Origin of the sequence: Nonomuraea rhodomycinica (assembly GCF_013363995.1) — a bacterium.
Taxonomy (GTDB): domain Bacteria; phylum Actinomycetota; class Actinomycetes; order Streptosporangiales; family Streptosporangiaceae; genus Nonomuraea; species Nonomuraea rhodomycinica.
On the sequence record NZ_JABWGO010000004.1, the window covers coordinates 605,019 to 618,053 of the forward strand.

The 13,035-nt window shown below is 72.1% G+C and carries 12 protein-coding genes; 5 read left to right on the forward strand and 7 right to left on the reverse strand.

Features of this window, described 5'->3' with window-relative positions; genetic code table 11:
• Window positions 1-42: 42 nt before the first annotated feature.
• A complete protein-coding gene (gene pepN / locus HT134_RS21395; RefSeq protein WP_175602167.1) occupies window positions 43-2,613 on the reverse strand; it encodes an aminopeptidase N in 2,571 nt (856 codons plus the stop codon).
• 87 nt (window positions 2,614-2,700) lie between these two features.
• Between pepN and HT134_RS21400 the strand changes: the two genes are divergently transcribed.
• Together HT134_RS21400 and HT134_RS21405 are read left to right on the forward strand one after the other, a co-directional pair.
• The gene (locus HT134_RS21400) at window positions 2,701-3,321 is read left to right on the forward strand and encodes a mycothiol-dependent nitroreductase Rv2466c family protein (RefSeq protein WP_175602168.1); all 621 of its coding nucleotides are present in this window, start codon (window positions 2,701-2,703) and stop codon (window positions 3,319-3,321) included.
• Window positions 3,322-3,476: 155 nt separating this feature from the next.
• Window positions 3,477-4,880 (forward strand): aldehyde dehydrogenase family protein, encoded by a 1,404-nt coding sequence (locus tag HT134_RS21405; RefSeq protein ID WP_175602169.1) that lies wholly within the window; start codon window positions 3,477-3,479, stop codon window positions 4,878-4,880.
• Between the two features lie 14 nt (window positions 4,881-4,894).
• On the opposite strand, the gene HT134_RS21410 is transcribed toward HT134_RS21405, so the two are convergent.
• Together HT134_RS21410 and def are read right to left on the reverse strand one after the other, a co-directional pair.
• A complete protein-coding gene (locus tag HT134_RS21410; RefSeq protein WP_175602170.1) occupies window positions 4,895-5,623 on the reverse strand; it encodes an SDR family oxidoreductase in 729 nt (242 codons plus the stop codon).
• A gap of 9 nt (window positions 5,624-5,632) precedes the next feature.
• Window positions 5,633-6,118: a peptide deformylase gene (gene def / locus HT134_RS21415; RefSeq protein ID WP_175602171.1), complete on the reverse strand. Its 486-nt coding sequence runs from the start codon at window positions 6,116-6,118 to the stop codon at window positions 5,633-5,635.
• A gap of 105 nt (window positions 6,119-6,223) precedes the next feature.
• Between def and HT134_RS21420 the strand changes: the two genes are divergently transcribed.
• Window positions 6,224-6,691 (forward strand): ribose-5-phosphate isomerase, encoded by a 468-nt coding sequence (locus HT134_RS21420; RefSeq protein ID WP_175602172.1) that lies wholly within the window; start codon window positions 6,224-6,226, stop codon window positions 6,689-6,691.
• A 55-nt stretch (window positions 6,692-6,746) separates the two neighbouring features.
• On the opposite strand, the gene HT134_RS21425 is transcribed toward HT134_RS21420, so the two are convergent.
• Window positions 6,747-6,893, reverse strand: a complete 147-nt coding sequence (locus tag HT134_RS21425) for a hypothetical protein (RefSeq protein ID WP_175602173.1) — start codon at window positions 6,891-6,893, stop codon at window positions 6,747-6,749.
• A gap of 312 nt (window positions 6,894-7,205) precedes the next feature.
• Between HT134_RS21425 and HT134_RS21430 the strand changes: the two genes are divergently transcribed.
• Entirely contained in the window at window positions 7,206-8,318 is a 1,113-nt protein-coding gene (locus HT134_RS21430) for a PP2C family protein-serine/threonine phosphatase (protein WP_175602174.1), read from the forward strand.
• 195 nt (window positions 8,319-8,513) lie between these two features.
• Here the strand turns inward: HT134_RS21430 and HT134_RS21435 are convergent, their stop codons facing one another.
• Window positions 8,514-9,119, reverse strand: a complete 606-nt coding sequence (locus HT134_RS21435; RefSeq protein WP_175602175.1) for a response regulator transcription factor — start codon at window positions 9,117-9,119, stop codon at window positions 8,514-8,516.
• 154 nt (window positions 9,120-9,273) lie between these two features.
• Between HT134_RS21435 and HT134_RS21440 the strand changes: the two genes are divergently transcribed.
• A complete protein-coding gene (locus HT134_RS21440; protein ID WP_175602176.1) occupies window positions 9,274-10,578 on the forward strand; it encodes a M50 family metallopeptidase in 1,305 nt (434 codons plus the stop codon).
• 36 nt (window positions 10,579-10,614) lie between these two features.
• Here HT134_RS21440 and HT134_RS21445 read toward each other — a convergent pair whose 3' ends face one another.
• Together HT134_RS21445 and HT134_RS21450 are read right to left on the reverse strand one after the other, a co-directional pair.
• Window positions 10,615-11,817 (reverse strand): S8 family peptidase, encoded by a 1,203-nt coding sequence (locus tag HT134_RS21445; protein ID WP_175602177.1) that lies wholly within the window; start codon window positions 11,815-11,817, stop codon window positions 10,615-10,617.
• Entirely contained in the window at window positions 11,814-12,521 is a 708-nt protein-coding gene (locus tag HT134_RS21450) for a hypothetical protein (protein WP_175602178.1), read from the reverse strand. Before HT134_RS21450 ends, HT134_RS21445 begins: the two co-directional genes overlap by 4 nt.
• Between the last annotated feature and the right edge of the window lie 514 nt (window positions 12,522-13,035).

Here is a 13,035-nt window from a genome sequence, read left to right on the forward strand (position 1 = left end):
GATTCCGCGCCGGTCCCTACGACGCCGATTCCGCGTCCATCCCTACGACGCCGATTCCGCGTCCTTGGCGCGGTTGCGCAGGGCGCGGCTCACGCCGTCGGCGCCCTCCAGGATCAGGCGGCGCAGCGCCTGCGGCGGCTGGTGCTCGGCGAGGTAGCGCTCGGCCGCCTCCACCGTCTCCTGCTCGATGAGCAGCGCCGGGAAGCACCCCACCGCGAACGTCGACGCCTGGTCGAAGGTCCACTCCTTGTAGATCCGCCCGACCTCCGCGAAGTACTTGTCGCGGTACGCCTCCAGCAGCTCGACGTGGTTCGCGTCCTGGAAGCCGTTGATCGTGGTGCGGGCGATGTGGTTGGCCAGCTTGCCCTCCACGATCCGCTCCCACGCGGCCGCCTTCGCCTCGGCCGTCGGGACGGCGGCCCGGCACATCGCCGCCGAGCGCTCGCCGGTCGCGGTCGGGTCGCGGCGCAGCTCGGCCTCGATGTCGGCCTCGCCCAGCACGCCGCCCGACACCAGCGCGTGGACGAGGGTCCAGCGCAGGTCGGTGTCGACGGTCACCCCCTCGGGCACCGCCGAGCCGTCCAGGATGCCGCCGAGCAGCGCGAGGTCGCCCTCGGAGGTGGCCACCGGCGCGAACGCCTGCAGGAACGCGAGCTGCTGGTCCGAGCCCGGCTCGGCGCCCTCCAGCAGCGAGCGCAGCTCGGTGGCGAGCAGGGCCAGGCCCTCCGCCCGCCAGGCCGGGTCGGCGTACTGCTGCACGGCCAGCCGCGCCTGCCGCAGCACGGCCTGCAGGACCGTGATGTCCTTGACCGTGGACACGCCCGACACCACGAGCCGCACGTAGTCGCGGGTGGACATCTCGCCGTCACGCGTCATGTCCCAGGCCGCCGACCAGCACAGCGCGCGCGGCAGCGACTCGGTGAAGCGGGCGATGCCGCCGTCGACCAGCGTGCGCAGCGACCGCTCGTCCAGGCGGATCTTGGCGTACGTCAGGTCGTCGTCGTTGATCAGCACCAGGTCGGGCTGCTCCTCGCCGACCAGGTCCGGGACGGCCGTGCGCGCGCCCACGACGTCGAGCTCGACCCGCTTGACCCGGGTGAGCGCGTCGCCGTCCAGCTTGTACAGGCCGATCGCGACGCGGTGCGAGCGCAGCGTCGGGTAGTCGGCCGGGGCCTCCTGGAGCACCTCGAAGGTGTCGTAGCGGCCGTCCTCGGTCAGCGTGAAGGAGGGGCGCAGGGTGTTGACCCACGCGGTCTCCAGCCACTCCTTCGACCAGGACGACAGGTCGCGGCCGGAGGTCCGCTCCAGGGCGTTGAGCAGGTCCTTCAGCTCGGTGTTGCCCCAGGCGTGCTCGTTGAAGTAGTCGCGCACGCCGGCCAGGAAGTTCTCCAGCCCGACGTAGGCGACGAGCTGCTTGAGCACCGAGGCGCCCTTGGCGTACGTGATGCCGTCGAAGTTGACCTCGACCGCCTGCATGTCAGGGATGTCGGCGGAGATGGGGTGCGTGGACGGGAGCTGGTCCTGGCGGTAGGCCCAGGACTTCTCCACGTTCGCGAACGTCGTCCACGCGCCCTTGCCCCAGCGCGTCGCCTCGGCCTGCGCGAGCACCGACATGTAGGTGGCGAACGACTCGTTCAGCCACAGGTCGTCCCACCAGCGCATGGTGACGAGGTCGCCGAACCACATGTGCGCCATCTCGTGCAGGATCGTCTCGGCGCGCCGCTCGACCACCGCGTCGGTGACCCGGGAGCGGAAGACGTAGTCCTCCAGGAAGGTGACGCACCCGGCGTTCTCCATCGCGCCGGCGTTGAACTCCGGCACGAAGAGCTGGTCGTACTTGCCGAACGGGTAGCGGAAGCCGAACACCTTGTGGAAGAAGTCGAAGCCCTGCCGGGTGACCTCCAGGATGTTGTCGGCGTCGAGGTGCTCGGCGAGCGAGGCGCGGCAGTAGACGCCGAGCGGGATGCCGTCGTGCTCGGAGGTCACCTTGTGGTACGGCCCGGCCACGAGCGCGGTGATGTACGTGGACATGACCGGCGTGGGCGGGAACTCCCACCGCTTGGCGGCCTGCACCGACCCGTGCCGGCCGTGCTCCTCCGCCAGCTCCTCCACCTTGGCGGCGGCGGCGTTGGAGACGACCTCCCAGTCGGCCGGGGCCAGCACGGTGAGCTGGAAGGTGGCCTTGAGGTCGGGCTGGTCGAAGCACGCGTACATGCGGTGCGCGTCGGCGGTCTCGAACTGGCTGTGCAGGTAGACCTTCTGGTCGACCGGGTCGACGAAGCGGTGCAGGCCCTCGCCGGTGCGCATGTAGGCGCAGTCGGCGTCGACGCGCAGCTCGTTGGAGGCGGCCAGGCCGGGCAGCGGGAAGCGGCCCTTCTCGGCGTCGTAGGCCGAGACGTCGAGGTCCTCACCATTGAGGGTGACGCGGCGTACCCGGGCGCCGTGCAGGTCGATGAAGGTGGACGCGCCGGGTTGCGTGCCGGTGAAACGGACGGTGGTGATGCTCTCGAACCGCTCGTCCCCCTCGGTCAGATCGAGGGCGACCTCGTATGACTCGACATTCAGCAGCCGGGCGCGCTCGCGAGCCTCGTCCCGAGTCAGGTTGCCTGCCAAGTTGTGCTCCTTTTCACCACTCCGTCGGGGTTGTCGGTATCCTGTCATGCTGGAATAGGCACCGACGCACCCAGGTTATGGCCCCACATGACTACCAGGACTCCTGTCGATCTGTGGTTCGATCCTTCCTGTCCGTTCGCCTGGGCCACGTCCCGCTGGCTGATCGAGGTCGGGGACGTCCGCTCGATCGAGCCGCGCTGGCGTCTCATGAGCCTGAAGCTGCTCAACCAGGACAAGGACGTCCCTCAGGACTACAAGGACCGCACGGTCCGCGCCATGGGGCTCGTCCGCGTGATCGCCGCCGCCCAGCAGAAGTACGGCGACCACGTCACCGGCACGCTCTACACCGAGATGGGCACCCGGCTGCACAACGAGGGCCGCTCCAAGCAGGCCGACTCCTACCGGGAGATCGCCGAGGAGTCCCTGGTGGCCGCCGGTCTCGACGCGGAGCTCGTCTCCGCCATGGACTCCGATGAGCACGACGAGGCCATCGCCGCCTCGCACGAGGAGGGCATCGGCCTGGTCGGCGACGACGTCGGCACCCCGATCATCCGCGTCGGCGCCAACGCCTTCTTCGGCCCCGTCATCACCCGCGTCCCGCGCGGCGAGGAGGCGGGCCGCCTGTGGGACGGCGTGCTCCTGGTGACGGCGTTCGAGGACTTCTTCGAACTCAAGCGCACCCGTACGCGCTCGCCGCGCTTCGACTGAGTCCCGTCAACCGGTCCGAGTCAACTCCGGTCAGGCCGGCAGCGGTGCCCGGGGGCGGTTTCCTTACCTCCCGGGCACAAGTTCGTACGCTTCTGACGAACTCCCGTCATCCGCGTGGCCTCGCAATGCCGATGGAGGCGCGCCACCATGGGGCCATGCGCAAGCTCTACATCGGCGGCGCCTGGACCGCGTCGGTCTCGGGCGAGGCGATCGACGTCGTCAACCCCGCCACGGAGGAGATCATCGACCGGGTTCCCGCGGGCGCGCCCGCGGACGTCGAGGCCGCGGTCATGGCGGCGCGCGGGGCCTTCCCCGCGTGGTCGGCCGCCGGTCCCGAGGACCGCGCCAAGGTCCTCGCCGCCGCGGCCGAGCTGCTCGAACGGCGCTCCGCGGACGTCGCGGAGACCATCGCGACCGACATGGGCGCCCCGCTGCGCTTCGCGCTCAAGGTGCAGACGCTGATGCCCGCCGGGGTGCTCGCCTCCTACGCCCGGATGGCCGCGAGCCACCCGCGCGAGTCACGCGTCGGCAACTCCCTGGTGCTCAGGGAACCGGTCGGCGTCGTCGCCGCGATCACCCCGTGGAACTACCCGCTGCACCAGGTCATCTGCAAGGTGGCCCCGGCGCTCGCGGCAGGCTGCACGGTCGTGCTCAAGCCGAGCGAGGTGGCGCCGCTGGCCGCGTACGCGCTGGCCGAGATCCTCGACGAGGTCGGCCTGCCGCCCGGGGTGTTCAACCTGGTGAGCGGGCGCGGCCCGGTCGTCGGCGAGGCCATGGCGGCGCACCCCGAGGTGGACATGGTGTCCTTCACCGGCTCGACCGCCGCGGGCCGCCGGGTCGCCGCCCTCGCGGCCGAGGGCGTCAAGCGGGTCGCGCTGGAGCTGGGCGGCAAGTCGGCCAACATCATCCTGCCCGACGCCGACCTGACCAAGGCCGTCACCGCGGGCGTGGCCAACTGCTTCGTCAACTCCGGCCAGACCTGCACGGCCTGGACCCGCATGATCGTCCACCGTGACCAGTACGACGAGGCGGTCGGCCTGGCCGTCGAGGCGGCCCGCACGTACACGGTCGGCGACCCCTTCGACGACGCCACACGCCTCGGCCCGCTCGTCTCGGCCGCCCAGCGCGACCGCGTCGTCCGCTACATCAACCGCGGCCAGGAGGAGGGCGCCCGGCTGGTCACGGGCGGCACCGAACGGCCCCTGCCCCGCGGCTACTACGTCGAGCCGACGGTCTTCGCCGGGGTCGAGCCGGGCATGGCCATCGAGCAGGAGGAGATCTTCGGCCCGGTGCTGTCGGTCATCCCGTACACCACCGAGGACCAGGCCGTCCGCATCGCCGACGGCACCCGCTACGGCCTGTCGGGCGCGGTGTGGGCGGGCACGGAGGAGCGCGCCGTCGCCGTGGCCCGCCGCCTGCGCACGGGGCAGGTCATGGTCAACGGCGGCCGGTTCAACCCCTCGGCCCCCTTCGGCGGCTACAAGCAGTCCGGCCTCGGCCGCGAGCTGGGCGAGGCCGGACTGGAGGAGTACTTCGAGCTCAAGAGCCTTCAGCTCTGACCCGTCCGCGCGGGTCAGAGCATCAGCCCGCCGGTGGCCAGGAGGTTCTGCCCGGTGATCCACCCGCCGTCCGGCCCCGCCAGGAACGCGACCACCGAGGCGATGTCGTCCGGCCGGCCCAGCCGGCCCAGCGCCGTGAACGCCGTCGCCCGCTCCAGCGCCTCCGGCGGGTTGCTGCCCCGCAGCATGTCGGTGTCCGTGGCGCCGGGCGAGACGGTGTTGGCCGTGATGCCGCGCGGGCCCAGCTCGCGCGCCGCCACCTTGGCGAACTGCTCGACCGCCGCCTTGCTGGCCGCGTACAGGCCGACGCCCGGCGCGGCCATCGCGGTGTTGAGGGTGGAGATGTTGATGATCCGGCCGCCGTCGCGCATGACGCGGGCGGCCCACTGGATCGCCAGGAACGTGGCGCGGGTGTTGACGGCGAACACCCGCTCGTACGTCTCGTCCGTCACCTCCGTGAGGAGCCCCTGGCCGGTCTCGGCCGCGTTGTTGACGACGATGTCCACGCCGGGCAGCAGCTTCTCCGCCTCGGCGAACAGCGTCTCCAGGTCGTCGCGGCTGGCCTGGTCCGCCCGGACGGCGTGCGCCCCCGTCTCCTCGGCGACCCGCGCCGCCGCCTCCGCGTTGCTGTGGTAGCTGAAGACCACCTCGGCGCCGTCGGCGCGCAGCCGCTCGACGATCGCCCTGCCGATGCCCCGGGACCCGCCCGTGACCAGTGCGCCCTTGCCGGAAAGCTGGATCATGGGGCCAATCTATGCCTTCGACATGATCTTGCGCGCTTCGTCCCTGGGCAGCCGGTCGACGTACAGCCTGCCGTCGAGGTGGTCGGTCTCGTGCTGGAAGCAGCGGGCCAGCGAGCCCCGGGCCTTGATCCGCACCGGGCGGCCGAGCCGGTCGAGCCCCTCGACGGTGACCCCGGCGGCCCGGGCGACCGGCGCGTAGATGGGCTTGCCGCTCTGCCGGTCGGGCACCGACAGGCAGCCCTCCTGGTCGAGGACCTCCTCGGGGTCGTCCACGGTCAGCACCGGGTTGATCACGTGCCCCTTGCGGCCGCTGATGTCGTAGACGAACAGCCGCCGCGACACGCCGATCTGCGGGCCGGCCAGGCCGACGCCGTCCACCGCGTACATCGCCTGGAACATCTCGTCGATCAGGCGGCGCAGCTCCTTGTCGAAGCCCTCGACGGGCTCGGCGGGCGTACGCAGGACCGGGTCGCCGATCGCGCGGATCTCACGCATGGACGCTCAACTTCCGTAAGGGGCGGTCATGGTTGGCAGTCCTTACTGTAGCGAGTGGCCGCGCCGCCCACATCTCCTCGCGGCGGCCTGTGGAAGACTGGTCGCGTGCGCGTCTACATCGGTGCCGACCATGCCGGCTATGAGCTCAAGAACCATCTCGTGTCGTGGCTGAAGGACCACGGCCACGAGGTGACCGACTGCGGTCCCTTCGTCTACGACGCCGAGGACGACTACCCGGCGTTCTGCCTGCGGGCGGCCGAGGGCGTGGCGGGCGACCCGGCGAGCCTGGGCGTGGTGATCGGCGGATCCGGCAACGGCGAGCAGATCGCCGCCAACAAGGTGCGCGGCATCCGCGCGGCGCTCGCCTGGAGCGAGGAGACGGCCAGGCTCGCCCGCGAGCACAACGACGCCAACGTGGTCAGCGTCGGCGCCCGCATGCACTCCACCGAGGAGGCGACCAGGTTCGTCGAGGTCTTCCTGGCCACGCCGTTCTCCGGCGCCGAGCGGCACAGCCGCCGCATCGCCCAGGTCGAGAGCTACGAGACGATCGGCCAGCTCCCCTCGCTGCCGTAGCGCCGGGCGGCCGGGACCGCCCCCGGGGCACCGCGTCCGGCGGGCGGCCGGGCCGCTATGTCCGTCGCCGGGGCTCGCGCCTCGGCATCTCGTCACGCAGGGGCCGCCGGTCGGCGGCCTCCTGCTGCTCCTTCGACGGTCGTGACACGTCGCGGGCCCGCATCGCGGTGACCGCCGTGATCTGCAAGCTCTGCAGCGCCATGCCGTCGAGACTACGTCAGAAGGTCAGCCCCGCCCACGCTCCGGGCTCCAGGCCATGGCGGTGGCAGGCTCCCGCACCGCGCCGGGCGTGCGCTCCCGCGCCGGGTCGTGCGGCGTCCCCGGGACGAAGGGCGGCGACGCTCACCCCGCGCTCGCGCACGCCGGCGAGCCGGCGGCGCGTCAAGGAGGATCATCCGTCCGCCGTGGGAGCGGCCGAACGGGCACGGCCACCCAATAACCGCTGGATGATGATCAAGGCGTTGGTCAAGTGGGCTGCCCAAACCGGGGTCAGACCGATACAGTCACACGCATCATGAGTTCCCGACCGGCGCCGCTGATCCCGCCACGGCTCCGCGCGCTCCTGGTACGGGTGCCGCTGCTGGTGCCCGCTGTCCGATTCCTTCGCCGCACCCTGTCCCGCGACCGCAACCTGCTCGTCACCCTCATCATGCTGACGCTCCTCGTCGGCCTGCTGGCGGCGCGCGTGTCCACCGAGTGGTTCTCGCCGTCGCTGCTCATCCTCATCACCCTCGTGGGCGGGCTCCAGCTGCGGCTGGCGAGCCTGGCCAAGCTGCTCGGCGCCGTCGCGGTCGCCCTGGGCTACATCGCCCTCACGCTGGGCGTGGGCCGCATCGGGCTCGGGCTCATGGTGACGATCGGGTTCACGACCGTGCTCGCCGTGCTCATGGCGCGCACCCGCGGCAAGCTCGGCGTGCAGGGGCTGCGCGGCGACGCGATGCTGCTGGAGCTGCGCGACCGGCTGCGCGGCCAGGGCGAGCTGCCGCCCCTGCCCAAGGACTGGGGCGGGCGGGTGGTGCTCAAGCAGGCGGGCGGCTCCTCCTTCGGGGGCGACTTCCTCGTCTCCAAACGTGACGGCGACCAGGTGGACATCGCGCTGGTCGACGTCTCCGGCAAGGGCGTCGACGCGGGCACCAGGGCGCTGATGCTGTCGGGCACGTTCGGCGGCCTGCTCGGCTCGGCGGACGACTTCCTGGCCGCCTGCAACGCCTACCTGCACCGGCAGCACGGCGACGAGGGCTTCGTGACCGCCGTCCACGTACGCCTCGACCTGGCGACGGGCGACTACACGATCACCTCCGCCGGGCACCCGCCCGTGGTGAAGTTCGACGCGGGCACCGGCAACTGGCAGGTCGCCTCGGCCAAGGGCGTGGTCCTCGGCGTGGTGCCCGACCTGCACTGCGAGCCCGACAGCGGCACGCTGCGCAAGGGCGACGCCCTGATGTTCTTCACCGACGGGCTGATCGAGCAGCCCGGGCGCGACATCGACGCGGGCCTGGACAAGCTGCTCGGCGAGGCGGAGCGGCTGCTCACCTCGGGCTTCCACGACGGCGCGCGGGCCCTGGTCAACGCCATGTCCTCCGGCCACAACGACGACTGCGCGCTGGTGCTCATCTGGCGGCCGTGACCGCCGGCGGCCCCCGCGCCGCGACCGCCCGACCATGACGAACCACACGGGTGAATGGTGAACACCGTCACTGGCCGAAGGATCTCCGTCCTGGGATCGTCGTACTGCTTGCCCATGTGCCCGGGCCCCGGGGGAGCGGCGCGGCTTCTTCCGGGGCCCGGCTTGTCCTCCTGCGGTACGCCCCGGACTCCGGGGTCAGAGCCAGCCGGAGTCGCTGGCGATGCGGATGGCGTCGACGCGGTTGCGGGCCCCCGTCTTGCAGATGACCCGCGACAGGTGGTTGCGCACCGTGCCGACCGACAGGCAGAGCTGGTCGGCGATCTCCGCCGAGCGGGCCCCGCCGGCGGCGGCGCGCAGCACGTCCAGCTCGCGCCGGGTCAGCGGGTTGGCCGCCGACTGCAGCGCGGCGGCGGCCAGCTCGGAGTCGACCGCGCGCCGGCCCGCCGCGACCTGCCGCAGCCCGTCGGCCAGCCGCTCGGGCGCCACGTCCAGGCTCATGAAGCCGAGCGCGTGCGCGGCGAACGCCCGGCGCACCTGCCCAGGGCTGGGCTGCGCGGACAGCACCAGCGCCCGGCAGCCGGGGGCCTTCTCGTGCAGCGCCGCCACCACCGGCAGGCCGCCCGCGCCCGGCAGGTCGAGATCGACGACCGCCGTGTCGGCCGCGGAGGCCAGCGCCGCCGGCACCACGTCCTCGGCGCCGCCGACCTCGGCCACGACCCGCATCCCGGGCTCGGCGCCCAGGGCGGCGACCAGGCCGCGCCGTACCAGGGGCAGATGCTCGGCGACCAGGATCCGGATCAAGGCGCTCCCTTCGTCATACCCCAGGGTGATCGTATGATCGCATACTGTCAACGAAGTCTCTCGATTCCCCAAAGGGGGCGCAAGCCAATCAGGTGTGGAGAGTTCGACTAGTCTTGGGTGGTCGGGACCTTCCGTTTACCTGGAGAGCGCCTAGATGAACTGGCTGTTCGTCGCCGGGATCGCCGTCTTCTTCATCGGACTGATGGCCTCCATCGCGCTGCACGAGATCGGACACCTCGTGCCGGCCAAGATCTTCGGCGTCCGGGTGCCCCAGTACATGGTCGGTTTCGGCACGACCGCCTGGTCGATCCGCCGGGGCGAGACCGAGTACGGCATCAAGTGGATCCCGCTGGGCGGCTACATCCGCATGATCGGCATGCTGCCGCCGCGGCCGGGCGACGCCCCGGGCAAGCTCCGCGGCACCTCGACCGGGCCGTTCCAGGGCCTCATCGAGACCGCCCGCGAGGCGTCCATGGAGGAGGTTCGTCCCGGCGACGAGGACCGGGTGTTCTACCGGAAGAAGTGGTGGCAGAAGGTCATCATCATGTCCGGCGGCCCGGCCATGAACTTCGTGCTGTCGTTCATCCTGTTCTCGATCCTGCTCGTCGGCGTCGGCCTGCCCACCCTGGCTCCGATCGTCTCGCCGAGGACCCACACCTGCGTCATCCCGGCCGGCGAGAACCGCGCCGACTGCCGTCCCACCGACCAGCCGACCCCCGCCGCCAAGGCCGGGCTCAAGCCGGGCGACCGGATCGTCTCCTTCGACGGCCAGAAGATCGCCACCTGGGACGACGCCACCCGCCTCATCCGGGGGCACGGCGCCGGCGCCGTCCAGCTGGGCATCGTGCGCGACGGCAAGCCCATGACGCTGCCCGTCACGCTCATCGCCCAGGACCGGCCCTCGCTGACCGACCCGAACAAGATCGACAAGGGCGTCGGCTTCCTCGGCGTGCTGCCCGACCAGGTCATGGAGAAGCAGAGCTTCGGCATGGTCGTCGGCTACATGGGCGAGCTGACCGGCCGGGTCGCCGGGTCGCTGCTCAACCTGCCGCAGAAGATGGTCGGCGTCTGGCACGCCGCCTTCTCCGGGCAGGAGCGCGACCCCGAGGGCCCCGTCGGCGTCGTGGGCGCCGGGCGGCTGGGCGGCGAGATCCTCTCCTCGGACATGACCACCGAGATGAAGATCTACAACGTGCTGAACCTGCTGGCCGGGTTCAACCTGGCGATCGGCATGTTCAACCTCATCCCGCTGCTGCCGCTCGACGGCGGCCACATCGCGGGCGGCCTGTGGGAGGGCCTCAAGCGGGCCTTCGCCCGGATCACCCGCCGGCCGGAACCCGCGTACGTGGACATCGCCAAGGTGCTGCCGCTGACGTACACGCTGGCCCTCGTGATGATCGTCATGGCCGGGCTGCTCGTCTACGCCGACCTGTTCAACCCGCTCAAGCTCACCGGCTAGGCCGCCCCGCGCCACCGTGCCGGGCGGCCCGCCGGGTCAGGCCGCCCGCCGCCCGCGGCGGGCTCGTGGGCGGCGGAACAGGAAGAACGCGCCGACCCCGCACAGCAGGCCGACGCCGATCGCCGCGCCGCCCACCCAGAGCAGGGACTGCTCGATCGGCGGGTGCCCGACGGGCGAGCCGACCGGCCCGTTCCCGAAGTACTGCTTCCCCTTGTACGGCACGGCCACGGTCTTCGCCGCCTTGGCGCCGGCCGCCGCCTTCACCGCCGCCTCCGCGTTCACCAGCCCGAAGCCGAGGAACGGGGTGTAGCCGGCCGGCGGCTTGCTGGCCGTCTTGATGAGGATGTCGCGCACCTGCCGGGGCGTCAGCTTCGGGTTGGCCGACAGCATCAGCGCCGCGGTGCCCGCCACCAGAGCGCAGGCCGGCGAGGTGCCGTCGCCCGCCTCGTAGCCGCCGGTGTTGCGGGCGGCGTAGATGTCGACGCCCGGCGCGGCGATCGTGTTGTACGTGTGCACCTGCGAGAACTCCGCCCGCGCGCCCTCCGGCGCCATCGCCGCCACCGCGATCACGCCCGGATAGCCGGCCGGGTACGACATGGTGTTGTTGGCGTCCACCTCCAGCGGGTCGGTGGAGCCTCCGTTGCCGGCGCTGGCCACGAGGATCGCGCCCTTGCCGACGGCGTAGTCGACGGCCGCGGCCGTGTCGTCCTCGTAGCCGCCCCAGCCCCACTCCGAGGTGCCCAGCGACATGGAGACGACCCGGGCGCCGTGGTCGACCGCGTAGCGGATGCCCTTGGCCAGGGCGTTGCCGGCGCGCTCGCTCTCCTTGTCGGCTCCGGTCCCGCCGTCCTTGGCCGCCTTCTCCGCCCGCTTGCGCGCCGGGTCCTCGCGGTCCCAGATCACCCGTACGGACAGCACCCGCGAGCCCGGCGCCACGTGCAGGACGCTGGAGGCCATGGCCGTGCCGTGCCCGCCCCAGTAGCTCTGACCGGGACGGGCGCCGCCGCCGATGAAGTCCGGGCCGCCGGTCACCCTGCCCCTGAACTCCGGGTGGCCCTTCATCACGCCCGTGTCGAGGACCGCGACGGTGACGCCCTTGCCCTCGGTGAGCCGCTGGGCGCCCGGCACGCGCATGGCCGTCCGCTCCCAGCCGCGCGGTGCGTCGGCCACGCCCGGGACCGCCGCGCCGGCGACGAGCCCGGCGGTCAGGACGGCCGTGGCCGCCACTCTGCTGATCATGCGCCCACCTTCGGGATCTCGTCGGTCAACCGGTAGGCCAGGTTCTCGGCCAGCCCCTCGGCCGTGGAGGTCCAGGCCGAGCGGTCGTCCTTCTGCTCCAGCGGCCGGTTGCCCCAGGGGTCGGGCAGCCTGCCGGGGCGCCTGCCGTCGGCCGGGCCGGCGGTGACCGCCACGAACAGCGGCGTGTACATGTCGAACACGGCCGTGCCGCCGTCGCCCGTGCGGGCCGCGTCCTTCCACTGGGTGCCGGGGGCCGCCAGGGCGCGCACGACGTGGTCCTGCTCGTCCTGTCCGTCGCGGACGTGGTCGCCGAGGTCCTCCTTGGCGGAGATGTCGCGGAAGGCGATGATCGCGGCGGTCGCGGCGGTGCCCCCGGTGTCGTCGAGGTAGGTGGCGCGTAGGGCCGCGACGCAGCCGCGCTGGGCGGCGAGCTTGGCCAGGCCGCCGGACAGCGCGGCGTCGCACGAGGTGCTGGAGGAGATGGCGACCCTGGTCCAGCCGCGCTCGTCGTCGGGGTCGTCGCTCTTCTTGTCCGGGTCCTGGCGGCCGATCGCGGCGGGGAACAGCTTCTCGACGGGGACGTTGCGCCACAGCTCCATGGAGAACTGCTTGTTGCGGATCTTCTGCTGGCTGTTGCTGACGGCGTGCTGGACGAGCAGGCCGCCGCCGAGCGCGGAGACCAGGCCGAACCCGGCCACGAGCACCCCGGCGACGATCCGTCCCGCCCCGCGCCTGCGCGGGGCGGGTTCGGGCGGCTGCGGAGGCGGTCCGTAGGGTCCGGGCGCGCCCTGGGGTGGTCCGTACGGTCCCGGTCCGCCCTGCGGGGGTGCGTACGGTCCCGGCGCGCCCTGGGGCGGTCCGTACGGTCCCGGTCCGCCTTGGAGCGGTCCGTACGGTCCCGGCGCGCCCTGGGGCGGGTAAGCCTGCGGCTGGTACGGGGCGGGATGCCCGCCGGACGGCTGCGGGGCGGGATACCCCGGCCCTGGACCGGGCGGGGGGTACGTCATCGTCTCTCCAGTGGTGCGTCACAGGCGCCCCCCAGACCACAGGCGGCGCTTCAGGCTTTTTGACCTTATCGGTCACAAACGACATCTCCGGCTCAGGGGTTCCCGGCTCGTGGTGTGGGTCCAAAACTGGTACAGGCGCGGGCAAACGCCATGCAACCGCCACGCAAGCGCTCTCGTGTCTCCTGTGACCACACAAGTCGTACAGGCCAGT